The organism is Bacillus sp. (in: firmicutes) (assembly GCA_017656295.1).
Lineage (GTDB): Bacteria > Bacillota > Bacilli > Bacillales > JACDOC01 > JACDOC01.
Map to the genome: position 1 here is coordinate 223,053 of JACDOC010000001.1, position 24,352 is coordinate 247,404.

A 24,352-nucleotide genomic window follows, 5' to 3' on the forward strand; every position below is an offset into this window, starting at 1 on the left:
AAATCTCTGCAGGGCTTTTCTTTTTCCTTTCTTCAATTAAAAAGAAAAAGGCAAAGCGATCAATGGCTTTACCCTGAAATGGATGATATCTAGTCATCTGAAACTTTAATCAAACTTCTTCTCTTTTCCGTTTTATTTCGTTTCCAAATATACGAACGATATAGGATAATGCAGACACTTGTTTACATTTTTAATTTCATCGGAAACCTAACATATGGTAGTCTTAGGTTAAAATATGATGGATTTACGAACATTGCATTTTTGACCTTATTTTAAAAAACTTTATTATAGGAGGTAACACAAAAATAATATCAGGGGGGAAACCAATGACTCAGTTCGATTATTCAAAAAGAGCGATTGTTTTCTTAGATATTTTAGGATTTAGGGAAATTGTCTACAAAAGTTTGTCAGATGATAAAGAAAAGAATAATTTATTTCAAGTGTTAAGATATATAGAGGAACAACGGAAAGAACAAGATAATTATGCAATTATTTATGTAGATGGGGAAGAAAGAAATAGAATTAATTTGGATATTTCTGAGCGTAGGGTAACCACTTTCTCCGATAGCATTGTTATCTCTTATCCTGATGACGATGATGGACGAATGAGTTTATTATGGGAAGTTGTCTTGATTCAATGTTATTTAGGAAGAAAAGGGTATTTAACCAGAGGCGGCATAACACACGGGGACTTATACCATAAAGACAATATAGTTGTTGGTCCAGCGATGATAGAGGCATATGAGCTTGAAAGTAAAGTGGCTAATTATCCACGGGTTATATTATCCGTTGATTATTTTGAGAAAGTAAAGAATGTACAAGATGTACAATTATTTAATTTATTAAAACAAGATAGAGATGGATTTCATTTCACTAATTTTGCTTGTTTGTACAAAGAAAAGGAAATGAAAGACCTAAAAAGTTATGCTACAAAAGAAATTAATTCGACTAAAAATAAAGCTGGTATTTATGCAAAGCTTTCTTGGCTAGTTGATTACTTAAATGACATTAGTAATAACAAGGGGCTATAGATTGAGGATCGGTGCCTGTCACCGCCCGAAGTATGTCGAAAAGCTCTGCGGAGAGAAATCTCTGCGGGGCTTTTCTTTTTTATTTATATAATGAAAAAAAGGAAAGATAAAAAACAAAGGCGAAAATCAATACTCATGAAATTATGATGCTACAATGGGATCAAAAGGAAAAAGGAAAGGAAGATGTAAGGTGAGAGATCCAAAACGGATACCAAAAATTTTATCTTTACTCCAAGTGATTTGGGAACAGCAACCAAATGTGAGATTTCATCAACTTATTTCTAATTTGCAGGATGAGTATTCTAAACAGAATAATGGCTATGGCAGAAAAGAAGCCGCTGGTGATACTAACGATCTTGATTTTTTCTACTTAGAAGATGAGCAGTGGGAGGATTTTTTAGAAACTATCGTGAAGAATTTAAAAAAGGAAGAAAAAAGCGAATTGGATAGTGATGATACGGAAAGCCGGACCCCTGTATCCGATGAAGTATTTGAACAACGAGTGAAAGAGATAGCAGAATTGTTGTCTGAATTTGGTTTCGAAAAAGAAAAAGTTGATAATTTCGTGGAAGCGGCAAAAAAGCAGATCCAAGCATCACAAAAAGAGGGAACAAATTAATTTGATGAAATACTGGTTACATCTTGAGTTGACTGCTACTCTCAAAATAGGGGTTGCGTGCCTGTTACGATATGTCGAAAAGCTCTGCAGAGAGAAGTCTCTGCGGGGCTTTTCTTTTTTTAATAATTAGAAAGGGAAAGATCGTACACTAAATTAAATTTATACTTCTTAATTACAGATGAAAAAAGTTACCAATGCGTTTTTTATGGTATAGAGGATGGTTGCATTATGTATTAATTATCTAGTTAATGGAAATAAATGTTCTTATTCCAACACGAGAGGATAAAGGACATGGATTATATAAATATGGACGTTATTGCATTTAAATACCATTTTCAAGAGGCAAAATTAGAAGCTTGGTATGAAAATGTGGGTGAACCGGAGCGGTATCGATTATATCACGCAGTAGTTCTGAAGAATACTTCGAATAATAACTGGTTTCTTGGTTCATTATGCGTTTATAACCCGAGTAAACAACGATATGAACATATGATGAGAATGTATTCAACAGTTTTATTGGATGAGATTGCGAATAAGATTTTAATGCAGACTCAAATAAATATATATATCGATAACAAACATAAATTCATTATATCTGTTTAAAAAAGAATCATCGTCTCTTTGTATCGAATTTTGCTTAAATTGACTCTATATTTTTGCGCAAAGCATATTTGCGGTTATCCGACCATTTCTCATCGTGAGTTACTATCATTAATTTCAATACCAACGTTGTAGAAAATGAACAAAAGTTTTTCTACTCCAAGTTTAAACAATTGTTGTAGAAATTATACTCTAGTTAAAAATTTTTTCTACATATTCTTTGTACATTTAAAAATAATCAGGAGGATGAAGCAGTTTGAGTTTTACACAGAAAGGTTTACTCACTGCCATTAGTTATTGTCGTAAATCTATTAAGGTAAAAGGTCTATCTGTTCATGAAAGTGTTCATTATCAGCAGTCCGCAAACCAGCAGTATGCGGAGTTAAACCGGCTTGAAATTGTCAAAGAATATAGCGATGTTGGTTACTCTGGAAAAGATACAAATCGTCCAGAGCTTCAAGAGATGCTAAACGATTTAAAGTCAAGAGCAGTAGTTGCTGATGTGCTTATTGTGTATTCAGTAGACCGCCTAAAGGATCGGTGCCTGTCACCGCCCGATTTTTGTCGAAAGGTTGGTGATTGTGAAAGGATGAGTAAGGGGGTAAAATAGATTTTAGGGAACAAATGTTCTTTGTAAAAGGAGTGATGGATGGTTGACAGTGAAAGTGATGAGCGTTGGATTGAAAGGATTAGAAGGGTATCGGGTGCAGGTGGAAGTTCAGGAGGTGCCGGGGGTTACGGCGATGGTGATTGTTGGTTTGCCGGATGCGTCGGTGAAAGAGGCGAAGGAACGTGTTTCAGCAGCGCTTTACTCTTTTGGCATCGATTTTTTAGATAAAAAAATCATTATCCATTTGTCTCCACCGGAGCGGAAGAAACATAGCCCGATGTTTGATTTGGCGATGGCGATCGGGATTTTAAAGTCGAAAGGTCATATCAAAGACTCCATTTCTCCGGATGAGGCGTTTTTAGGAGCTTTATCGTTAGATGGAACGGTTCAGCCGGTGGACGGCATGCTTCCAGCGGTATTAGCGGCAAAAAAGCTTGGTTTTAAAAGAATTTATCTCCCCTATGATTCCACACTTCCTCTTCATCATTTGAAAGATGTCGATTGCATCTTTGTTCGGACATTAGAAGAAACCGTTCAATGGCTGCAAGGACAATATATTCTACCCTTATCTCCCCAAAAAACTACTCCCGAACACTTTCATTCTCCATTTAAGAATAACAGAGATTTTCAGCATATTATTGGTCATCATCAAGCAAAGCGAGCGTTAGAAATCGCTGCGGCAGGCGGGCATAACGTGTTAATGGTTGGACCTCCTGGCTGTGGAAAAAGTTTATTGGCCGAAACATTTCCGACGATTCTCCCGCCACTTTCTGACGATGCACAACTGGAAGTGATTAGCTTGTATCAGCTAGCAGGGGAACCATGTGTGGATGGAGGAAATCCACCATTTCGTCATCCTCATCATTCCGCTTCATCGGTCTCTTTAATTGGTGGGGGAACGCAGCCAAAGCCTGGTGAAGTGTCGCTGGCCCATCGCGGTATTTTGTTTCTTGATGAAATGGCAGAGTTTACAAAAAAGACATTGGACATGCTTCGTCAGCCATTAGAGACAGGGAAAGTGACGATTAGCCGCATTTCTTCGACAGTGACTTATCCTGCTGACTTTATTCTGATTGGGGCAATGAATCCGTGTCCGTGTGGATATTTAGGATCAAGAATGCGCTATTGTACATGCAGTCCGAAACAAGTTCAAGTCTACCGCCATCGTGTGTCAGGACCGGTTTATGATCGAATGGATGTTTTATTATCATTGGAAGTCATTGATTTTACAAGAGAAATGAAGATCTCGGAGTCTTCGGAAACAATAAGAAACAGAGTAGAAGAAGCACGAAGAAAGCAATATGAACGTTACGGGGAAGAAATGACGAATGGGCGTGTTCCCTTTGAATTATTAATGGAAAAAAGCCCGCTCACCAAAGGGCAACGGCAACTGTTACAGCAATGGGCATCTCAGCATCAATGGAGCAATCGTGTACAAACGAAAATTATTCGTTTAGCGAGAACGATTTCTGATTTAAAAGGTGCAAAAGAGATAACGGATGAGTCGCTTTGGGAAGCGATGACACAACGACGACTAAAAACATATACGAAGCAACAAGTAACAGCGAGGTAAAAAAGATGGGACGACAAAAGCGGATTTGGGTACCTAATCGGTTTTATCACATCGTTTGCCGTGGAAATCGACGTGATCCCCTATTCAAGGAAACGAATGATTTTCTCGCTTTTCTTCATATCCTTCACCAGCTTCACGAAAAAATCCCTTTCGAAATAGCTGCATATTGCCTTATGACGAATCATTTTCATTTGCAGCTGCGCTCACAACATGAATCAATTTCTAAAGTCATGGCGCTTATGAATAAACGGTATGCGAATTACTATAATACTCGCTATTGTTTGACGGGACATGTATTTGAAAAGCGCTACTTTAGCAAATTAATTGACAATGATAACGGAATGTTGGAAGTGAGTCGATATATTCATCTCAACCCTGTAGAAGCTCATATGGTTCATACCCCCGAACATTACCGCTGGAGCAGTTTCTATTTGTACATGTATCCAAAATCTCTACCACCCTCATTTATGAATATTGACGCATTATTAGATTACTTTTCAGGAACAAAAATAGAGCAGAAGAAAAAATATGTTGAATTTGTGAGAGGATACGATTCCGCTCATACAAGTAGCTTATAGTGATAAAATGGACTGTTTGCCTATTGGGCTTGGTGCCTGTCACTCCCCGAAGTTTATCGATATATGTCGAAAAGCTCTGCGGAGAGAAATCTCTGCGGGGCTTTTCTTTTTCATTCCCATTTGTTTTCCGGTTATACAATTTCTCCATTTCATTTTTTGCTGAGATGGTTATTTGTTGATTTCTTTTGTATCTTAAGGGTTAAGTTTTTAGAGCTTTTTTATGTCGTAGTCTCCCACCTTTAAGCCGAGTATAGGTGGGAGAGATTCATTTATATATTTTGAGAATTACATTGTTTAGTAATGTTTCATGTCTTTAATTAGCTGCTTTGTTTCGAACCAAGGTAAATATTGTAGCATTGGTTCCTCGATTTCATTAAGAAATTCTTCATAAAGAGGCTGTAACTTTTCTTTCCATTCCTCTTTTTCGCTCTCGGTTAAAGTATGGATATAGAGAGTTTTATCTTGTTTAAGTATGTCGAGCTGCTGCTTGTTCATTTGTTCAGCCTGTTTTTCCATCCATTCAGTTGCTTCTGCTAATGCTTCTGTAATAATATCCTGCTGCTCCTTGGTTAATCTGCTCCAAAATGCTTCATTCATTAGCACTGCATAGCCTAAATAAGCATGATTACTGATGGTAATGAAAGGCTGGACTTCATAAAATTTTTTTGTGTAGATGTTCGAAATAGTGTTTTCTTGTCCATCTAACATTCCATGATATAAAAAACGATATGTTTCGTTAAAGGGGATTGCTTTAGTGGTTGCACCGAGCAATTCAAATTGACGTTGAATAACCGGGCTTGGCATTGTTCGAAAACGCAGACTTTGAAAATCGCTTGGATTTTTCAATGGTCGAACACTATTTGTCATTTGCTTAAAGCCGTTTGCCCAAAAAGCAAGACCATGAATGCCCAACGGTTTCAATTCATTGAATAAAGACTCACCAAGTTGTCCGCGTAATGCCTCATTTGCTTCTTTTTCATGTTTAAAGATAAAAGGCAGGTCAAGTACTTGCCAAGAAGGGCTAAGGGATGTCAGTTTGGAAAATGCGGGTGCAATCATTTCGATGTCCCCTTTTTGCAAGGCTTTAATCTCTTCTTCATCCGAATATAGCATTGCATTCGGATATACTTCCACTTTTATGGCTCCATTTGATTTTTCATGTACAAGTGATGCAAAGATTTGTGCCGCTAAACCTTTCGGAGTATGTTCCGCTACCACGTGGCTAAAGCGGATGACTAAATGATCCTGCAATCCTTCTTGCTCATCGTCATAAGGAAATGATGAATGTTCCCGTTCCCACAGCCATATCCAGCTGAATCCACTTAATACGATAAGGAATATGACCCACTTTTTCATATAGTTCACCGCCGTCTTATTGTATACTCAAATTATAAAGTAAAATTCAGAATGGATGAACTGTTATGAAAAAAGGGAACTCCATTTCTATTAGATGGAAAGTCATGTTTCTTACAATGGTAATTGTACTTGTATCAGTAGGTGTAGGTGGTGTAGTGCTAATTGGTCATATGATTCAGCTAAAGGAAGAATCGCTTGCGGAACGGGCGATGATGACAGGGAAAACAGTAGCGCAAATTCCTCAAGTAATAGAACATATTGAGAAAAAAGAAGGATGGCGCATCATACAGCCGATTGTTGAACGGATACGTATCATTCATCATGCTGATTATATTGTCGTGATGAACATGAATCGTGTACGTTATGCACATCCTTCCGATTGGAAAGTTGGAACCGTTTCAAAAGGGGAAGATGAAGCTGCAGCCTTTGCTGAACATACGTACACATCAAAAGCAAAGGGAGTTGAAGGAGTGGCTGTTCGCGCTTTCGTGCCAATTATGAACGAGAGACATGAACAAGTGGGTGTCGTTGTTGTTGGACAGTTATTGCCTTCTGTATGGGATTTGTTTAAGGAGATTCGGTATGAGATAGCACTTACCATCGTGATCGTTTTAGGATGTGGGCTACTAGCATCGCTATGGTTTGCGTCACATGTGAAAAAACAAATGTTTCAACTCGAACCTCATGAAATTGCCCGTTTACTTGTGGAACGTACCGCAGCATTTCATGCCATGCATGAAGGGGTTATAGCGATTGATAAGCATGAGCGAATTACGATAATCAACGAAAAAGCAAAACAAATGATGCAAATTGTGGGGGATGTAGTCGGTAAACCAATTCACGAAGTCATTCCTGATACACGTTTGCCAGAAATTTTATTGACGAAACAGTCCGTTTTTCAGCAAGAGATTATTGTAGGAAATCAGTTGATCGTAAGTAATCGAGTCCCGATTGAAGTAGATGGAGAAGTGGTTGGGGCAGTTGCCATTTTCCAAGACCGTACAGAAGTAGCGAATATGGCAGAAGAGTTAACCGGGGTTCGTGCTTTTGTTGAAGCTTTGCGCGTTCAAAATCATGAATATATGAATAAATTACATACGATTGCTGGTTTGATTCAATTAGATAAAGCAGAGGAAGCATTAAAATTTGTTTTTGAAGAGACAGAGGAACAGACAGCATTGCTTCGTTTCGTGCGCTCCAATATTAATGATGAAAGCATTGCAGGTTTGTTATTAAGTAAAGTATCGAGGGCAAGGGAGCTTGGTATTTTCTTAATGATTGATACAAATAGCCGTTTGCTCCATTTTCCGCCGCGGCTTGACCGTCATGACTTTGTTATCTTGCTAGGTAATCTTATTGAAAATGCCTTCGATGCTTGTCAAGCAAGTGGAAAAGAAGAACAACTTGTTGAAATGTATATTGGTGAACATCACGAACAGCTTTATATCGTCATCGAAGATAATGGAATTGGAATGACAGAAGATGTACAAAAATATATGCTCGATTACGGCTTTACAACGAAAAGCGGTTCTCATCGAGGGGTGGGGATGTATTTAATCGCGAACATCTTGAAAAAAAGCAATGGTCAAATGGATATTGATTCACAAATCAACATCGGCACAACCATCACCATTACATTTCCGATACAAACAAAGGGGGAAACGGTATGATACGAGTATTGCTTGTTGAAGATGATCCGATGGTTCAAGCGGTAAACGCTCAATTTGTTTCAAAAGTGGGTGGATTCGAAGTGGTTGGTACAGCAATAACAGGGGAAGAAGCATTAATGAAGCTGGAGGAACTTAAGCCCGATTTAGTATTGCTAGATATTTATATGCCTAAACGCGATGGAAAAGAAACAATACGCGAAATACGAATGAGAAATGAACTCGTTGATGTCATTGTTATATCGGCTGCAAACGACGCGGACACGGTACGTGAAATGTTACGACATGGAGCAATTGATTATATTATAAAACCGTTTCAGTTTGAACGTATTCAGCAAGCATTAAAACGATATGAGAAACTTCGAAATGACCTCAATCAAAATAAGACGATAGCACAACAACAAGTGGACTGCTGGCTATATGCTAACTCAAAGCCTGTGCACACCAGTTTACCGAAAGGCTTGCAACAGCAAACGCTTCGTCAAGTTATGCTGTATTTAGAAACGCAAGTAGTTCCGCGGTCTGCTGAAGAAACAGCAGAAGCAATCGGCATCGCAAGAGTAACAGCAAGAAGATATTTAGAATATTTAACGGAAGCAGGTGAAATAGAAAGAGATGTTCAATACGGGACCATTGGCAGACCGATTCACAGATACATGTTGAGAACAAAAAGACCAAAATGAACAATATATTCTAAATATTTATTCTATTTCTTGTAAGCGCTATCATGTAAAAAACAAGGAATGGAGGAGTTTTTTATGAAGAAAATGTGGTTAGGATGGGTTTTTACGCTCATTCTAGTGTTATTAGTGGGATGTAGTTCTTCTTCATCTTCAACGAGTGAAAATACATCAAGTGATAAGCCGATTGTTATTAAATTTTCTCATGTTACATCACCAGATAGTCCAAAAGGGAAAGCAGCAGAGTTGTTCAAAAAATTGGCAGAGGAGCGCACGGATGGTCGCGTGAAGGTAGAAGTATATCCTTCTAGCCAATTGTTTGATGATGATAAAGCGTTACAAGAACTTCCAAGAAATACGGTGCAAATTATTGCTCCATCAGCTACTAAACTCGTAAGCTATGATCCTGCTTTCCAAATTGTTGATTTGCCATTTTTATTTACAAGTGATGAGGCAGTTTATAAGTTTTTTGATGGAGAAGGCGGACAGAAACTGTCTAAAAAACTAGAAAAACATAATATTAAGGTGCTAGGTATGTGGGCGAACGGCGCGAAGCATTTTACAAATGCGAAGCGTCCTTTGAAAACGCCAGAAGATTTTAAAGGATTAAAGTTCCGTACACAAACAGGAAAAGTGTTGGAAAAGCAGTTTGAAGTACTCGGCGCATCAGCCGTTCCGATGGCATTTGCTGATGTATATGTTGCATTACAGCAAGGAACAATTGATGGACAAGAAAACACGTTTAATAACATTGATACACAGAGCTATGCTGAAGTTCAAAAATATTTAACCGTTTCTGGACATGGAAGATTAGATTATCCTGTGTTAACGAATGCAAAGTTTTGGAATGAACTTCCTGAAGATATCCGTACAACATTAGAAGAAGTATTTGAGGAAGTGACTGTCCAGCAAAGAAAATGGTCAGAAGAATTAAATCAACAATCCTATGAAAATTTGAAAGAAAGCGGTTTAGAAGTGTATGAGTTAACAGAAGAAGAGATTAAACAATTCCAAGAAGCAATGCAGCCAGTATATGACGAATTTTCAGACACAATTGGCAAAGATTTAATAGAACTGGCGAAGAAATTGAATGAATAACAACCTGGAGATATTCCAGGTTGTTTTTGCAAGGGGGAAATGAAGATGAGTCGATGGAAAGATTGGATTGAAGCTGTAGAAGATTGGCTTGCAGGATTACTGATTGCAGGGGGACTTGGGTTAATTTTTATTGGGGTAGTAATGCGTTATGTATTCAATGCACCACTGAGTTTTGTAGAGGAGTACTCTGGTTACATGATTGTTTGGGGAGCCATGATTGGAGCGGTCGTGGCGCTTCGTGATAATCATCATATTCGTGTTGATATGTTGTATCAAATTTTACCGCAACGTTTTCAAAAAAGTGTAGATCTATTTGCTAATACCATGGGTCTGTTATTTGCGCTGTTTCTTTTTGTATTTGGAATTAAAGGTATTTTTTTAGATGAGTTTAGTGTGTATCGGATGAATTTAGTATCTATCGGCCAAGGAGTTGCTTTATGGAAAATATATCTTGTTATGCCGTTAATCGGATTGCTGCTGACAATTCGATTTATCGTGCGTATTGTTCGCCTGCTAAAAGGGCTGCCAGAGTCAGATATAGAGCATAAGGATGTGGAAATGAAATGATTACAGTCGGATTGTTTCTAGTTTTTGTACTACTCATGTTGCTGCGTGTTCCTGTTGCATTTGCGCTAGCTTTATCCGCACTTATTTTTTTACCTTTCTTTAACTTTCATTACGAGAGTGCAGTAATTGAAATTTTTTCTGCTTTAAATCATACATCATTGATGGCGATTCCAGGTTTCGTTTTTGCTGGCATTATTTTAGCGAGAGGGGGAATTTCTAAACATTTAATCGAAGGATTGCGCGCGTGGGTTGGACACTTACCTGGAGGAATGGCGGTCGTCACCATTTTAGCATGTATGATTTTTGCGGCGATTTCTGGATCGAGTCCTGCTACGGCTGCAGCCATTGGGTCCATTATGATTCCAGGAATGGTGCAAGCGGGTTACAGTAAAAAATATGCGATGGGCTTAGTGGCAGCCGCTGGAACACTTGGAATTCTTATTCCGCCAAGCATTCCGTTAATTATGTATGGATATGTTGCCGAACAGCATGCCACTATTAGTAAATTGTTTATGGCAGGAATGATTCCAGGTGCTTCCTTAACAATCATTTTAATTATATCCGCTATTTTCTATGCACGCCGTCATGGATTTGGAAAAGGAGAAAAAGCATCATGGTCTGACCGTTGGCGTTATTCATTAAAGGCACTTCCAGGAGCACTCATGCCTGTCATTATTCTTGGTTCTATTTATACAGGGGTGGCCACTCCGACAGAATCATCGGTCATTGCTGGTGCTTATGCCATCATCGTATCGGCTCTCTTGTATAGAGAATTGCCATTCTCATCATGGCGTCCTATTTTACGAGAAACCATTCATATTAGTTCGATGATTTTTATGATTATCGCTGCGGCGATTTTGTTTAAGCAATATTTAACACTGGCACAAGTTCCGCAAACTATTGCCCATTGGATTATTGATCATCAATTCAATAAGTGGGTATTCATTATTTTAGTAAACCTACTATTCTTTGTTTTAGGGACGTTTTTAGAAGCCATTGCCATCATTTTAATTACATTGCCAATTTTCTTACCAGTCCTTCACGATATGGGAATTAACGTATATCACTTTGCGATTATTATGACCGTTAACCTCGAAATCGCTATGATTACACCGCCAGTTGGGCTGAATCTGTTTGTCGTCAGCGGTGTAGCCAAAGAACCGCTCGAAAAGGTAATCCGAGCTATCTTGCCGTTTCTATTCATCATGTTAATTGAACTAATCATCATTATCGTGTGGGAAGATTTGTCGACATTTTTAATTCGTTAGCGCCAATCGTTAAGGTTGGCGTGTTTTTTTATGTATAGATAGTGTCGAATACAAAATATCGGGAAATATATTTATTGGTTCATCACCATAAGTCGTGGATGACAAATTCTTTATCTTATGCTTCCGGTTTCTAAACGGATACGTAAAAAGAAACGTTCATCATTGCGATATCCATAAGCACGACGTTTAAGAAGTTTAATTTTATTGTTTGTTCCTTCCATGACTCCATTAGACAATGATAAAAAAGCACAGGAAAGAAACACTTCTTCTTTGGTGAGAAGCGTATTAACGATTTTTCTCATGACCGAACAACGATTCCGGACAAAAGTTGGACCCAATCGTTCCATCGTCGTTTGGCTTGTGTCATCGAAGTCGACTTCAACACATAACGGATGTGTTGAAGCCCTTTATAAAGTTGAGATAAGTTGTCGTCTTGTAAGCACCATTCTCGAACTTGTATCCGTTCTTCTTCACTTAATAAACCCAGCTCTGATGTAAGAAGACGATTCATATGGCGGACGGTTTGATGTTTTCCTTTCTTGTCTAAATAGTAGCGACGACGCATTAAAGCATCTGTTATCAGTTGAATGACATGAAATCGATCGAGCACGTGAATCGCTTTGGGAAATACCTCTTCAATGGCCTCTTGTTGGGAATGCGTGCCTGGTGTATAAGATAATAATGTCGAAAGGTTTTTCTTGACATAAAAAAAGACCCCAGCTTACTTCTTGTTGTAAGATAGAGATACCGGGGATAAACCTAGAAAAAGTATTAATCGTGGCAATTGATGCAGCTAAGTTTTTTCAAAAAGCTTTAATTTGTAATTATTTAGGTGATGTAATAGAAAAACCATTTTTCTTTGGTATCAATCAGAGTGGCATTCAGGATCTTTGTTCAAGGATAGAAAAAGCTAAAAATGAAGTGTTAGCTGAACGTATTTTTATTGGTGTGGAGGCTACAGGTCACTACTATGAGGATATCGTAAGGGAATTAGGGAAATTTGGATATGGGGTTACTATTATTAATGCGGCAACAGCCTATGAAGAGAGAGCAAGAGCTTTAAACTGGAGTAAAACAGACGATCTAGACCTTTATGCGATTGCCCATGCATTAATTCAAAATAAAGGAATGGAAAATAAATTACCAGAAGGAATTCATCGACAGCTCAGGATCCTCACTCGCGCAAGTGTGGTTTATTTTATTCTAATAATTTATATTGCGATGGATAGGTTTCTAAATCAATTTTTTAATACTAGAGATAAACTTAAACAAAGTAAGTAAAAAAGACCGAAAATTTAGATATAATATTTCAACTGATCTGGTAGGTGCGTTTAACCTTAAACAATTTATTGTAACAATCAACAAAGCAGTTGATTAAGAAACAGCTAATAAGCTCTTAGTGGCTTAGAGTGCTGTAACTATGTTCTATATAAAAACATGTAAAAAATGTAGATAAATACGACAATAGGAAAATACTATTTTTAAAAAATTGTAATATTTTGTAGAAACATGACATAAAAAATGGTAGTATAAAAATGTTAGAAAATTTAATATATAAGTGATAAAGGCAAACTTATCGAAAGGTAGGGACGCAAAGCTACGGGTCTAAAGTTCCAATGAACGATGATCGCCGGGCCGCCACAACGTTTATCATTTTGTCTTGTCTTATTTTGTTTTGGATGGCTGCCCAAAAAAGGCAGCATTTTTTATTACTAACTTGTTTATGGGAGGGGTCAGTATGAAAAAATTCATTTCTTTTATTCTTGTATTCATTTTAGTAATGTCAGCGTTCCCATCGATGTCGCCATCCGCAGCGACGAAACAAAAATTTTCTGATGTCCCAACGGATTATTGGGCATATAATGAAATCCAATACTTATCAGATTTTGGTATCATTAAAGGCTATTCAGATGACACGTTTAAACCATCTAAACCTGTTACAAGAGCACAGGCTGCTGTGATGATTGCTAGAGCTTTAAACCTATCACTTGAAAACCATCAAAATCATTATTATGACATTCCAAGTGACTTTTGGGCGGTAAAGGAAATTGCCGCAGTTACGGAGGAAGGGATTTTTCCTGTATTTGAAAAGTTTGAGCCCAATCTTCCTCTAACACGTGATATTATGGCATATGTATTAACTAATGCTTACTATTTGCCTAACTTCATCGATGATTTAAAATTTACGGATATCGATTATTCCAATAAATATAGAGAAAATATTGCAGCTCTACTTTCCAACCGAATAACAACAGGATATATGGACAATACATATAGACCAAAAGGCACAGTGACCCGTGCACAGTTTTCAGTCTTTATGTCGAGGGTCTTGAATCCTGACTTCCGTAAAGGTACCGCTTTGAATAAAGAGCTTATTTATACCTTAACTGATCAAGAATTTAAAGAAGCGATTGCATTAGGAGAGCAGGATGAGGAAGAATTAAAAACATATTTTTGGCAAAATTACTCTTTGCCATTTAAGAGAAAAACATATGATGCAATAGAGCCTATGACAGCGATTGTAACACCTTATATGTATACAGTTTTTGCTTCTGCGGGTTCTAAGCAACTAGGAGAAAAATTGCCAGATGTGAAAACAGCCAAATCAATATTAAGAGAAGAGTATCCAGTCGAATTGATATACTTTTTAGTTGAGACTTATGAATACCCAGGTGAGCAAAAAGAAGATAGCGTATATATTATTCAAGATCACATTCAAAGAGAGCCATTAAAAATAGAACAAGTTAATAATGAATTAAGCTCTATTACTGATCCAGAGTCTGGGGAAGAACTTATTTTCAACTCATATTTAGTTGCATTTGATGCTTCTGTTCTTGATTTTGAACAGCCTGCTACACTTGAAGTAATGGTTGAGGATGTTCCAAACTATCGAGTGAATACATTTGAATATGAAATTAATTTTAGTGATTATCAGTAAAACAGGAAGGAATGTCTATAAGTACACCCTAAAATGGGAGTCATTCACAGATGGTAGCCCCTAAAAACAATCAGACTGTAAATGACTCACCAACCAAAAACTTACCGCTACTATAAATTACGTGATACATTTTCTCCTTTTAGGGGTCGATGTATCAATATCATGATTTTTTATAAATTATGGATTGGTGCCTGTGGTCAATTCCTAAAAAAAAATAGATATTAAGATGCAATATGCTCCCTAAATTCTACAGGGGGCATATTGTTTAATTTTGTATAGAACCGAAGAATCATCCTAAATTTTTTTAATAGAATAACTAACATTCTACAGGCACAAACATTTGAATCTACGAATTATGAAATAATGAAAAATATATATTATAGGAATTATATAGTAAAATAATAATGTAAAAAAATGGCTTATTTAGTTAAGGGAGTGGTGAAATGAAGATTTTGAATAAGACAATCCTATTCTTGTTGATTTCTTTTTTTGTACTTGCTTGTTCACATTTACTTCCTGTAGAAGCAGGCGAAAAAGAAATTAAAGTAGGAGTCGTAGTTTCAGCACTAAGTGAGGAATATGCCTTTATTGAGCGGCCAGGTGGTTACAATCATGGGGTTTATATTATGCCAAAATCCATTGGTTCTTCCATTAAAAACAAACGCATTAAAACAAAAATCCTTCTAGAAAGCCTCGGGTATGAAGTAGCGTACATTAATGATCAACAACTAAGTAACGTTAATGAATTAAAGAAGTATGATACTGTGTTTTTTCCTAACACAGTGATGATGTCTAAACAACAACGGGAAGCTGTTAGAAAATATATCAAAGATGGTGGTGGCGCAATTTTTGCCTTTGCATTTGCACGAAATGAGAGTGCTCACTTTCCTTATAAAGACACAGACTTAGATCTAACGCCGCTTATATACGATACGAAGACGTGGATTTGGGAGTGGGATAATGTAAGCGAGTTGTTCCAGTCCGCTTTTGTTAACGATGTAATGGTTGGAAATGCGAAGATGACTAGTACGGGAAATCATCCAATAGTTAAAAATACGAAAAAACAAATCGGTACATCAGAAGTGGTCATCCAAGATATGAGATACAACATGTATGGGCCAACATGGATTGAGGTTATTAACCCATATCCAAATAGTTATGTCACGCCGTTATTACAATACAGCTATATTGGTTATTCGAGTGTGCCTAAACATACGCCAATTGGAACGGGAGCGGCTTATGCAATCGAATACGGAAAAGGAAAAGCTGTATGGTTTGGTTTTCAGCCGTTAAATTATATAGCTGTCCCTAATGAACGTTCGAATGAATGGGATGTCCAAAATCCAAAAGGCCGAAAAGAGGTTAGAGGGGAAGCATGGGACGGTTTAATTGGCGGCGATGTGCTGAAAGTCTTCCTTGATGAGTCCGTGAAGTGGACATCTCACCCGTTGGACACTTTTCATTCGATAAACCGGGACGTTTCGATTCGCTTAAGCGACGTTCGAGCGTATCCACGAGCAAATGATTATGTCGTTTACGCAACAATGACCAGCAAAAATGAAGGAAACGTAATTACAAGAGGCACGATGACTGTGCAACTGATCGATCCTTCTGGAAAAGTAAAAGACACTTATGAAAAATACATAGTAGGCATTATACCTCTTGGTGCAAGCTATCCAGAGAAAATTCAGTTATTTTTACCGAAAAATCCAGTGGAAGGAAATTATCGATTGGTCGCTACCTATCATACGGGAAGAAGGAATAAAGATGGACTAAGCATCGCAGCAGACTCTAAAATTATTTCCATCACAAATAACCGCAGTCAAGCGACAATAAAAGATGGCGCTGTCTTTTCGGACGTTTCTTCATCCTTTTGGGCCAAAAAAGATATTAATCATCTATTTAACTTAGGTATCTTCAATGGCTATAAAAATGGTACATTTCGCCCTAATCAACCAATAACGAGACTAGAGGCAGCAACCGTTCTAGTTCGTTCTCTCGGGTTATCTACTAAAAATCGTCCAGATCCAAAGTTAGTAGATGTAAAACCAGGTCAAGAAGGCTACGACATTATCGCAACGGTTGTGGATCAAGGAATATTTAGCGGCTCGAACGGTTATTTTCGTGCAAACAATCCGTTAACCCGAGAACAGATGGCAAAAATTTTGGTGAACGCCTATCAGTTAACAGGCACCGAAACAGTTTCCTTTAAGGATGTAGAGTTAAATCGCTGGTCGTATCCATACATTTCTGTCTTAAAAGCCAATAAAGTGACAAATGTACAAGAACATTTCCGACCTACTGAGAAAACAACCCGCGCTCAGTTTGCTGCCTTTGTAAGAAGGTCTATGCTAATGTCTCATTTTACTCAATGAAAAAAACTACCCCAACATACCATGAATGTTGTTGGGGTAGGAATCTTGTTATATATCGTATAAATGGGATAAAAATTGTCATCCAACCTCTGATGTCAATCATTTCCACTCTAGTAAAAAAAATATTCCATCCCTTTTTATATTAAGTTGTATATACTAGGGGACTTGATTATTTTTATCATTTCTGTGATTGAAACTCGATTCTAGAATAATGAAACTGCAAGCCAAACGTCGGAAAGTGCAAGCCAAACGTCGGAAAGTGCAAGCCAAACGTCGGAAAGTGCAAGCCAAACGTTGGAAACTGCAAGCCAAATGGTGGAAACTGCAAGCCAAACGTCGGAAACTGCAAGCCAAACGGTAGAAACTACAAAACAAACGGGATAAACTACAAAACAAGGAACACAACTGCCACAATAAAAGCTAGCCTAACCTCAAAAAGAGTGATTATAACTAATAAAAAAGCAGGCCTCCTGATTAGAAGACCTACCTTTTTAACATTACGGCATCCGGTTCGTACCGAGAAAACCGTACACAAGATATTTCCAATGTTTTTTTTTGTATGTTGATTTTTTGAAAATAGGGTCAATCTTCGTATGAGGGAAAAGAACAGGTGATTTGTTTTCCTGCACCTTTTCTGGGTTCGCGACTACTAGTTGATTTTCACTCAACCCGTCTGCTACTGCCACATACGTTTCTGTTTCTAGACCTAACGTTACAGGCTGTTTTACTGCTTGTCCTTTTCCATTCATCGTCCATACGAACGCTTGATTCTTCCCGTTTTTCACACTTGATAAGTGAACCGACATCACGGACGGAGCTGTTGCCGTGATGATTTCCATATTAACCTTTTTTCCAAACGGTAGTTCCATGTCGTCGACATCATTTAATTGCACTGTTACAGGATACATTAATTTTTCTTCTTTCTCTTCTGGAAATGGAGAAACCGCAGTAACCGTTCCTTCGGCAGTTGTTTCGTTATCTAATTTTACTCGGACAGTCATTCCTTTTTCTAATTGGTCAAGGTCTGCTTCTTGGACGTTTCCTTTCACGACCGGTTCATCCACAATAATTGTCATGATTGGATTGGTTAACGAATAATTAATTGAGCGGATAATACCATCGACTGGACTTTGTTCCGTAATGATTGTTTCGTTCCCGTTCAAACTTAACAATTGGTTTTCTAATGAATCGATCTCTGCTTCAATAACGTTTAGTTCATGTTGCTTTTGAAAAATTTCTGTCTGTAAAGCGACTTTTGTCCCCGTGTTAGTTTCCTCATTTGCTTCTTGTTCATCTAATATGTCTTCTAGTTCTTCAATGAACTCTTCTAAACTATCGGCCTCTTTCTCTAATTGGTCCATTCGTTCTTGTAACTGAAGTGTTATGTCATCCGTATCATCTGTTCGATATTGAAATAGAGGATCGCCTGATTGAACAAATTCCTCCTCATCGACGAGAAACTGTTCAAACGAGCCTTTTCGCTCATCAAAATAGATGTGATATTCGTCAGCCGGCGTTACTTTTCCTTTTGTAGATACAATTTGCTCCAAATCTCTGATTTTCACTTCATCCCATTCACTTATGAAAGAATAGCTCGTAATCGGAGAATCTTTTTTGACTAGTAAACATACATTCAAACCGACGAGAAGGAAAAGCACACTCCATCCAATCCATGTTTTTTTCATATGAGCCCTCCTTTAAGAGAACAATGTCGAAACATCGACAAAAGCGAGTATTGTTTGAGTCAATAGTAAAAACACATGCCAACAAACGACCATAAAGAGGACTTTCATTCGTGAGGTGTCCGTCAGTTGTTTTAAAAAGTCATACGTGATCTTGATCGATAAAACAAAAAAGATCGAGATTCCACCAGCCAAATAAATGACAAGAGTTGGCAGTTCAAGTGTTTGTGCTACAACACCTAGCGATAGTGGCGACGAAAACCAAGGTAAATGAAACACGTACATAAGGAGGATGTTCACCACTCGCTCTAATAAAAAGATCATTAAAACAAACGTTTGTATAATCACAAGCTTTCGATAAGGGATGTCGGTTAATGACCAATAAATAAGCGCTGGGGCGAATAGTAGAAATAAAGCAATGACAATCCCAGCAAACATCTTTCCAAGCGTAAATAATGAAAGTTTTATATAGATCTTATCTAAACCAGTATTTGGGATTTCTTTTACAATCGGCTCTGTCCCAATGCCTAGCAATCCACTTACCCCGTATATAACGGCACTACAAAATAAAAGAAGGACTACACGTGCCCATACACCATAAAAAATTTCGGCTTTATGTAATTGATAGCTGGCGACGTCTCGTTTGAACAAGCCTTGCCATAATTTTAAACGATAGGACATCTAATCCCTCCTAGATAACAATTCTAAAACTATCAATCTAACACTTCCATTATACACCATTTATCGACAGGTCATAGGAACGAAAATTGTCGAAAATATACTATTAGGTACAATAAAAAGTGCCGTTTGAAGTCACGGCACTTTTTATATTAATTTTTTACAAAATTAGTATGTGAATATAGCTTGATGTTGTTCATTTCGGTTACATAATAAACGAGATCAGGTGAGAAATATAAACCGATTTGGGCAGTATCTTTTGCTTTTAAAGAAAATTCATCGGCTGTGAATTCAAATAGTCCTTCCGCTATAATTTCACCATCTGCTGTGACAGCAACCATAGTATCTCTTAACTCCACAGGATAATCAAAATTATTTTTGAATTCTACTAATAGAGTGAGTCCTCCCTCTTGATCCCACTCATAATTGATTGGATTTATCAGAACGGTTTGTTTGAAGGAATCATTGAGAATTCTTGCCATAAACGCAGCGAACTGGGCTCGTGTTAAATTTCCGTTAGGACGATATGTAGCGTCAGGGTAACCGGTCGTTATATGATTATCAAATAAACTAGATACGTAGTCGTAAGCCCAATGATCATACGGCACATCAGTAAATTCAGAATCGTACACATATAAAAGGTCATATGCTTCTGCAAGGATTTTCGCCATTTGGCCTCTTGTCAATGTATCCCATGGTTTAAAATAGCCATTACTTCCAGTCATAATTCCTTCATCTGCTAATGTAGCAGCGTATTCATAGCCATAATCGCCTGGTTTAAGATCTTTAAAATTTGGATTTGGACGATTTTCTGTGCTTAGACCGAGGCCTTTCACTAACATCTCTGCCGCTTGCATTCGTTTAATCGGGTCATTTGGCCCAAAATTCCCGTCCTTGTATCCTCTAATAATTTGATTTTCTACAAGAAAATGAATTTCATCGTAAGCCCAAAAGTCTTCCTTTACATCTGGGAAATTAGTGGCGGCTGACGAGTTCATGCTAGGTAACAGGAACCATGTTGTAATAAAAAGAATCATAATCCGCTTCATACATGACCCACCTTTTTATAGTTCATAATCATGTCTATTATATAATTCTAGTAGAGTAAGGAAGAATGGGAAGATTATACCGTTTTTTCCACAATATATTTTGTTTTAAAAAAATGTTTGCTACTATGGAGTAGGGTACAATCAGGGAAACCTGATGTCACAAAGCTATAGGGGCTAAGGGGATTCCTATGCCAGCCAGCTGCCATTACCATTAAACAGGAGGAAAGGTAATGAAAAGAAAATTTTTAATGAAAGCATGCCTTTTTGTTTCATTATTTTCTTTAATGGTGTCTGCACCTATTTCTGCAGCTAGCCCATTATCATCGGAAGAAGAGGTATCCCAATTAAAGAAAGGCAAACCAGAAAAGCCAGACAAGGAATCAGGTAAGCCAGAAAAACCTGAAAAAGATTACGATAAACCAGAAAAAGATAAAGATAAAGAAAAACCAGAGAAACCTGAAAAAGAGAAAGACAAACCTGAAAAAGACAAACCAGAGAAAGAAAAGGATCATCCAGGAAAAAAAGATAAAGATAAACCAAATAAAGAAAAAGGAAAAATTAAGAGAACAAATAGTATTTCAAAACGTTTAGATAAAATTGAAGAAAAAATTAATGAAGTGTCAAACGAAATAACTGAATATTATTCAACGGAAGAAAACGGGGAAGAAACCGAGTCAGAAAATGAAACTGGTTCAACGGAAGAAGAAACAACGGAAACTGATCAAGAAGAAAGTACAGACGATTCCTCAATTAAAGATGAGAGTTCCGTGAACGATGAGGGAAGTAATGCTGAAGAAGGAGCGGAAAATACGGAAGATTCTTCATCTGAAGAGGATGCTACAAACGATTCGGTAATGGATAAAGTAGATGGTTCCCAAGAGGAAACTACCGAAAATCCAGACAATACAGGATCAGAAGATGAAAGTGGAGTTGAATCGAAGGAAACAGAGGAACATTCTAGTTTATTCAATTCTGGTGTCCTAGTTATAGAAGCAACATTAATTGACGGCGTAGATGAAGAAGAGGATGAAACAAAAGATATCACAGAAGAAAATGACGACATCGATGAAGATGAAGAGTCAGACGAAGGCGACACAGAGGATAGTGAGGATCGTTCCCAAAGTTTTATTGGCAAATTAAATGCTCAAATTAACAAACTTCATGCAGTGAAAAAGCAAATTAAAAACCTTAAGAAAAAAGTAAGCGAAGACGATGCTGAAGTCACAGCATTAGAACAACGTGCAGAAGATTTAATCCAGCTAGCCCAATCTGAAATTGAACGAGTAAAGGAATTACGTGCAGGAAAGACGGTTCCATCAGTTGAGGATGAACCCGTAGAACAAGAAGAAGGTTTAGATCAAACTGAAGACGATACGAATAAGCAAGAAGAATCAACCGAAAATGAAGAAGTACAAGATGAACAAGATACTGATTTTCCAAATGAAAATCCAGAACCAACAGCTGAAGAAGAAAACTTAGAATAGTAGTTAAGGAGGTATGCAGATATGAATTTGCATACCTCTTTTATGTGTGCCCGGCATGGGTGTAATCTATAGGGTGAAAGTCCCGAACTGCGAAGGTAGAAGTAGCAGTTAGCTTAACGCAAGGGTGTCCGTGGTGACGCGGAATCTGAAGGAAGCTTTTTGAAAGAATCAATAATACGACAAAAGTCATCAAGCGAAACGACTATGGATATAAAAACTTCAAGAGATTTCGAGCAAGAATCTTATTAAGACATCAGTATAAAGGAATGGGTCTACATATAGGATAGGGGTGGCCTGATTTCTTTACCACCCCAACATTTGATGGAGAACCTTTATTTTTATGAAATTCTTTACCCCAACATTTAGTATAGAACCTAAAATAAAAAGGGCTAGCCATCCAGTTGGGAAGGGGATGACTAGCCAACCAAAGTATTACCGCGGAATTTATTCTACAATATTCGACAAAATTTGTCGAATGTAATTTATGGTAGGATTGGAATACTTTAAAGTGGTAGGGGAGTAATCTAGTGAGGGACACTAGTGAGGGACAGTCCCGCGTTGCTTTAAAGCAACGCGGGACTGTCCCTCACTCCTTTAAACTATTAAAGATTCACTCTAATCGTTAAGTTCAAGGTGCTTTTTTAATAATGTTTGCACTCTTTCTTTTTCTTCATCAGACACGATGAGATACCATACCGAGTTGATCGTTTTTCCGCTTCCAGAGATTTGGTGGCGGTCGATATGTTTTCCAGCTTCTCGGTAGTTTTTCTGAATTTCGACCATTTCTTCAAACGACATATTTGTTTTTACGTTTTTACTTATCGCGTTAAAAATATCTCCGTAGTTCCACAAGCTTGAAATGCTTGCGCCTTTTTTGATGACCCCTTGTATAATTTTTTGCTGACGATCTTGGCGGCCGAAATCTCCACGCGGGTCCTGTTTGCGCATACGTGAATATAATAAAGCTTCCTCGCCGTTTAACGTAATTTCCCCTTTAGGAAAATGGACTCCTCCATACGTAAACGAAAAATCATTCTGAACCGTCACTCCATCGACCGCATCGACAATATCTTTAAATCCTTCCATGTTCACTTGAATATAGTAATCAATCGGGATATCTAAAAAGTTTTCCACCGTGGCGATAGCCATATCTACACCACCAAACGCATACGCATGGTTAATTTTATCTTTAACCCCTTTACCGACAATCAACGTTCGCGTATCCCGTGGAATGCTGACCATTTGAACAGAAGGCTCATTCGGATTTACCGTCAACACAATCATTGTATCGGAACGTCCGCTGTCATTTTTTCGCTCATCGACACCAAGGAGCAACACCGAAAAAGGTTCTTTTTTCTCCAACTTCAATTCTTCTTCACGTTTACCCGACTTCACTCGCTCAATCGGTTCGTGGATGGTTTCAATGGCTTTATTTAAAGAATGATAAACAGAATACGCATACGCTCCTCCAGCTATCAAAACAAAGAGGAAGAACACCCCGATCCGTTTCCACCAGCGCTTTTTCTTTTTTTTACGCTCACTTCGCAATTGATTTGCCATACTCATGTTCCTTTCTTCGTCACACGAAAATATTTATTCTATTTTAATTGTAGATTATTTGAAACGAACCACCTTGACAATGGTTATTGTTCCACTGAAATGAAAATTTTAGCAGAATATTTATTTTGTGTTAGTACACTTGATTATTAGGTCTGTTTGAATCTTTCATATGATTGGATGATTACAGAAATAATATTTATTATTCCGTATAGATGGAATAATTTGATTTAATAGGACTACGACAAAGCTGATCGCCGATTTATTAAAAAATTAAGTTTAAACATAACCAAAGCTATTCATATGTTGTAAAAGTTCTAAAGTCCACTTGAAAAGTAAAACTTATGTATTTGAAATAGTGGAAATAATTAATTTTTACAACAATATACAATTTCTGGAGTAATTGTGGTAAAATTGGTTTAGTATTTATTTATACGTCATAAGGAGGAAAAAGCCATGCGAGGGAGATTAATTAATGATGCAGGTGTAACCAAGGAAGTTAAAATAGGTTTTAGCTCTTTGGATTTTTCCCGGCACTATTTAGAGGAGATTTGAAGTGGGCGGCTATTATGTTTATTACTGCAACAGTAGTTGGATTGTTTACTCTTGGATTTGGAGCCTGGATTCCTGGTATTATTTTTTCATTTGTTTATAACAAAATATACATAAAAGAATTATTAGAAAAAGGATACCGCCCTGCAGATGAGCAGACAAAAACTGAATTACAATCTAGAGGAATTATTTCTACGGTATCAACATCACAAAACGTTAATGCATAACTTTATTTAAAAACTTGAGGCTGATCTTATTTTTACATTTTATTAGATCAGCCTTATATATTTTTAAATCCGTATCTCCTGTTCTAACCCCTCTTATAATCCGCTTTAGATGACACCCATTAGTTTTACTTACCGATTTTAAAGATATAAAAATGTATAGTAA

22 protein-coding genes, 2 pseudogenes and 2 riboswitches are annotated in these 24,352 nt (G+C 37.4%); of the genes and pseudogenes, 17 read left to right on the forward strand and 7 right to left on the reverse strand.

Features of this window, described 5'->3' with window-relative positions:
- Nucleotides 1-326: 326 nt before the first annotated feature.
- The 5 genes from H0Z31_01105 (at nucleotide 327) to H0Z31_01125 (ending at nucleotide 5,011) form a co-directional block, all read left to right on the forward strand.
- Nucleotides 327-1,031 (forward strand): hypothetical protein, encoded by a 705-nt coding sequence (locus H0Z31_01105; protein ID MBO8176036.1) that lies wholly within the window; start codon nucleotides 327-329, stop codon nucleotides 1,029-1,031.
- A gap of 190 nt (nucleotides 1,032-1,221) precedes the next feature.
- Nucleotides 1,222-1,650, forward strand: a complete 429-nt coding sequence (locus H0Z31_01110; GenBank protein MBO8176037.1) for a hypothetical protein — start codon at nucleotides 1,222-1,224, stop codon at nucleotides 1,648-1,650.
- Between the two features lie 856 nt (nucleotides 1,651-2,506).
- Nucleotides 2,507-2,860, forward strand: a complete 354-nt coding sequence (locus H0Z31_01115; protein ID MBO8176038.1) for a recombinase family protein — start codon at nucleotides 2,507-2,509, stop codon at nucleotides 2,858-2,860.
- A 43-nt stretch (nucleotides 2,861-2,903) separates the two neighbouring features.
- Nucleotides 2,904-4,433 carry a YifB family Mg chelatase-like AAA ATPase gene (locus H0Z31_01120; protein ID MBO8176039.1) on the forward strand — a complete coding sequence of 510 codons (1,530 nt, stop codon included), beginning with the start codon at nucleotides 2,904-2,906 and terminating at the stop codon, nucleotides 4,431-4,433.
- 5 nt (nucleotides 4,434-4,438) lie between these two features.
- Entirely contained in the window at nucleotides 4,439-5,011 is a 573-nt protein-coding gene (locus H0Z31_01125; protein MBO8176040.1) for a transposase, read from the forward strand.
- Between the two features lie 294 nt (nucleotides 5,012-5,305).
- On the opposite strand, the gene H0Z31_01130 is transcribed toward H0Z31_01125, so the two are convergent.
- Nucleotides 5,306-6,367 carry a DctP family TRAP transporter solute-binding subunit gene (locus H0Z31_01130; protein ID MBO8176041.1) on the reverse strand — a complete coding sequence of 354 codons (1,062 nt, stop codon included), beginning with the start codon at nucleotides 6,365-6,367 and terminating at the stop codon, nucleotides 5,306-5,308.
- 65 nt (nucleotides 6,368-6,432) lie between these two features.
- On the opposite strand from H0Z31_01130, the gene H0Z31_01135 reads away from it, so the two are divergent.
- From H0Z31_01135 to H0Z31_01155, 5 genes are all read left to right on the forward strand, one after another.
- Entirely contained in the window at nucleotides 6,433-8,037 is a 1,605-nt protein-coding gene (locus H0Z31_01135) for a sensor histidine kinase (GenBank protein ID MBO8176042.1), read from the forward strand.
- Nucleotides 8,034-8,717 (forward strand): response regulator, encoded by a 684-nt coding sequence (locus H0Z31_01140; GenBank protein MBO8176043.1) that lies wholly within the window; start codon nucleotides 8,034-8,036, stop codon nucleotides 8,715-8,717. The genes H0Z31_01135 and H0Z31_01140 overlap by 4 nt, the downstream gene beginning before the upstream one ends.
- A 75-nt stretch (nucleotides 8,718-8,792) precedes the next feature.
- Nucleotides 8,793-9,812, forward strand: coding sequence for a TRAP transporter substrate-binding protein (locus H0Z31_01145; GenBank protein ID MBO8176044.1), 1,020 nt, complete (start codon nucleotides 8,793-8,795; stop codon nucleotides 9,810-9,812).
- A 45-nt stretch (nucleotides 9,813-9,857) separates the two neighbouring features.
- Nucleotides 9,858-10,379 (forward strand): TRAP transporter small permease, encoded by a 522-nt coding sequence (locus tag H0Z31_01150; protein ID MBO8176045.1) that lies wholly within the window; start codon nucleotides 9,858-9,860, stop codon nucleotides 10,377-10,379.
- Nucleotides 10,376-11,647, forward strand: coding sequence for a TRAP transporter large permease (locus tag H0Z31_01155; protein ID MBO8176046.1), 1,272 nt, complete (start codon nucleotides 10,376-10,378; stop codon nucleotides 11,645-11,647). Before H0Z31_01150 ends, H0Z31_01155 begins: the two co-directional genes overlap by 4 nt.
- Nucleotides 11,648-11,757: 110 nt before the next feature.
- Here the strand turns inward: H0Z31_01155 and H0Z31_01160 are convergent.
- Together H0Z31_01160 and H0Z31_01165 are read right to left on the reverse strand one after the other, a co-directional pair.
- Nucleotides 11,758-11,904 (reverse strand): annotated as a pseudogene (locus H0Z31_01160) (transposase).
- Nucleotides 11,905-11,945: 41 nt separating this feature from the next.
- Nucleotides 11,946-12,257 carry a transposase gene (locus H0Z31_01165; GenBank protein ID MBO8176047.1) on the reverse strand — a complete coding sequence of 104 codons (312 nt, stop codon included), beginning with the start codon at nucleotides 12,255-12,257 and terminating at the stop codon, nucleotides 11,946-11,948.
- Nucleotides 12,258-12,424: 167 nt separating this feature from the next.
- Here H0Z31_01165 and H0Z31_01170 point away from each other — a divergent pair, with 167 nt between their 5' ends.
- From H0Z31_01170 to H0Z31_01185, 4 genes are all read left to right on the forward strand, one after another.
- Entirely contained in the window at nucleotides 12,425-12,928 is a 504-nt protein-coding gene (locus tag H0Z31_01170) for a transposase (protein ID MBO8176048.1), read from the forward strand.
- A gap of 275 nt (nucleotides 12,929-13,203) precedes the next feature.
- Nucleotides 13,204-13,290, forward strand: a riboswitch (cyclic di-GMP riboswitch).
- A 95-nt stretch (nucleotides 13,291-13,385) separates the two neighbouring features.
- Nucleotides 13,386-14,585: an S-layer homology domain-containing protein gene (locus H0Z31_01175; GenBank protein MBO8176049.1), complete on the forward strand. Its 1,200-nt coding sequence runs from the start codon at nucleotides 13,386-13,388 to the stop codon at nucleotides 14,583-14,585.
- A 443-nt stretch (nucleotides 14,586-15,028) separates the two neighbouring features.
- On the forward strand, nucleotides 15,029-16,960 hold the full coding sequence (locus H0Z31_01180) for an S-layer homology domain-containing protein (GenBank protein MBO8176050.1): 1,932 nt from the start codon (nucleotides 15,029-15,031) through the stop codon (nucleotides 16,958-16,960).
- A gap of 211 nt (nucleotides 16,961-17,171) precedes the next feature.
- Nucleotides 17,172-17,321, forward strand: coding sequence for a hypothetical protein (locus tag H0Z31_01185; protein ID MBO8176051.1), 150 nt, complete (start codon nucleotides 17,172-17,174; stop codon nucleotides 17,319-17,321).
- Nucleotides 17,322-17,457: 136 nt separating this feature from the next.
- On the opposite strand, the gene H0Z31_01190 is transcribed toward H0Z31_01185, so the two are convergent.
- The 3 genes from H0Z31_01190 to H0Z31_01200 form a co-directional block, all read right to left on the reverse strand.
- The gene (locus H0Z31_01190) at nucleotides 17,458-18,645 is read right to left on the reverse strand and encodes an HlyD family efflux transporter periplasmic adaptor subunit (protein ID MBO8176052.1); all 1,188 of its coding nucleotides are present in this window, start codon (nucleotides 18,643-18,645) and stop codon (nucleotides 17,458-17,460) included.
- A gap of 12 nt (nucleotides 18,646-18,657) precedes the next feature.
- Nucleotides 18,658-19,323 carry a hypothetical protein gene (locus H0Z31_01195; GenBank protein ID MBO8176053.1) on the reverse strand — a complete coding sequence of 222 codons (666 nt, stop codon included), beginning with the start codon at nucleotides 19,321-19,323 and terminating at the stop codon, nucleotides 18,658-18,660.
- Between the two features lie 149 nt (nucleotides 19,324-19,472).
- Nucleotides 19,473-20,369 carry an S-layer homology domain-containing protein gene (locus H0Z31_01200; GenBank protein MBO8176054.1) on the reverse strand — a complete coding sequence of 299 codons (897 nt, stop codon included), beginning with the start codon at nucleotides 20,367-20,369 and terminating at the stop codon, nucleotides 19,473-19,475.
- Between the two features lie 124 nt (nucleotides 20,370-20,493).
- Nucleotides 20,494-20,576, forward strand: a riboswitch (cyclic di-GMP riboswitch).
- A 23-nt stretch (nucleotides 20,577-20,599) separates the two neighbouring features.
- Here H0Z31_01200 and H0Z31_01205 point away from each other — a divergent pair.
- Entirely contained in the window at nucleotides 20,600-21,853 is a 1,254-nt protein-coding gene (locus H0Z31_01205; GenBank protein MBO8176055.1) for a hypothetical protein, read from the forward strand.
- Nucleotides 21,854-22,020: 167 nt separating this feature from the next.
- Complete coding sequence (locus H0Z31_01210; protein MBO8176056.1) at nucleotides 22,021-22,140, forward strand: transposase; 120 nt, start codon at nucleotides 22,021-22,023, stop codon at nucleotides 22,138-22,140.
- 328 nt (nucleotides 22,141-22,468) lie between these two features.
- Here the strand turns inward: H0Z31_01210 and H0Z31_01215 are convergent, their stop codons facing one another.
- Nucleotides 22,469-23,413 carry a LytR family transcriptional regulator gene (locus tag H0Z31_01215; GenBank protein ID MBO8176057.1) on the reverse strand — a complete coding sequence of 315 codons (945 nt, stop codon included), beginning with the start codon at nucleotides 23,411-23,413 and terminating at the stop codon, nucleotides 22,469-22,471.
- Nucleotides 23,414-23,866: 453 nt separating this feature from the next.
- Between H0Z31_01215 and H0Z31_01220 the strand changes: the two are divergent.
- Nucleotides 23,867-24,189 (forward strand): annotated as a pseudogene (locus H0Z31_01220) (DUF2628 domain-containing protein).
- Nucleotides 24,190-24,352 lie beyond the last annotated feature (163 nt).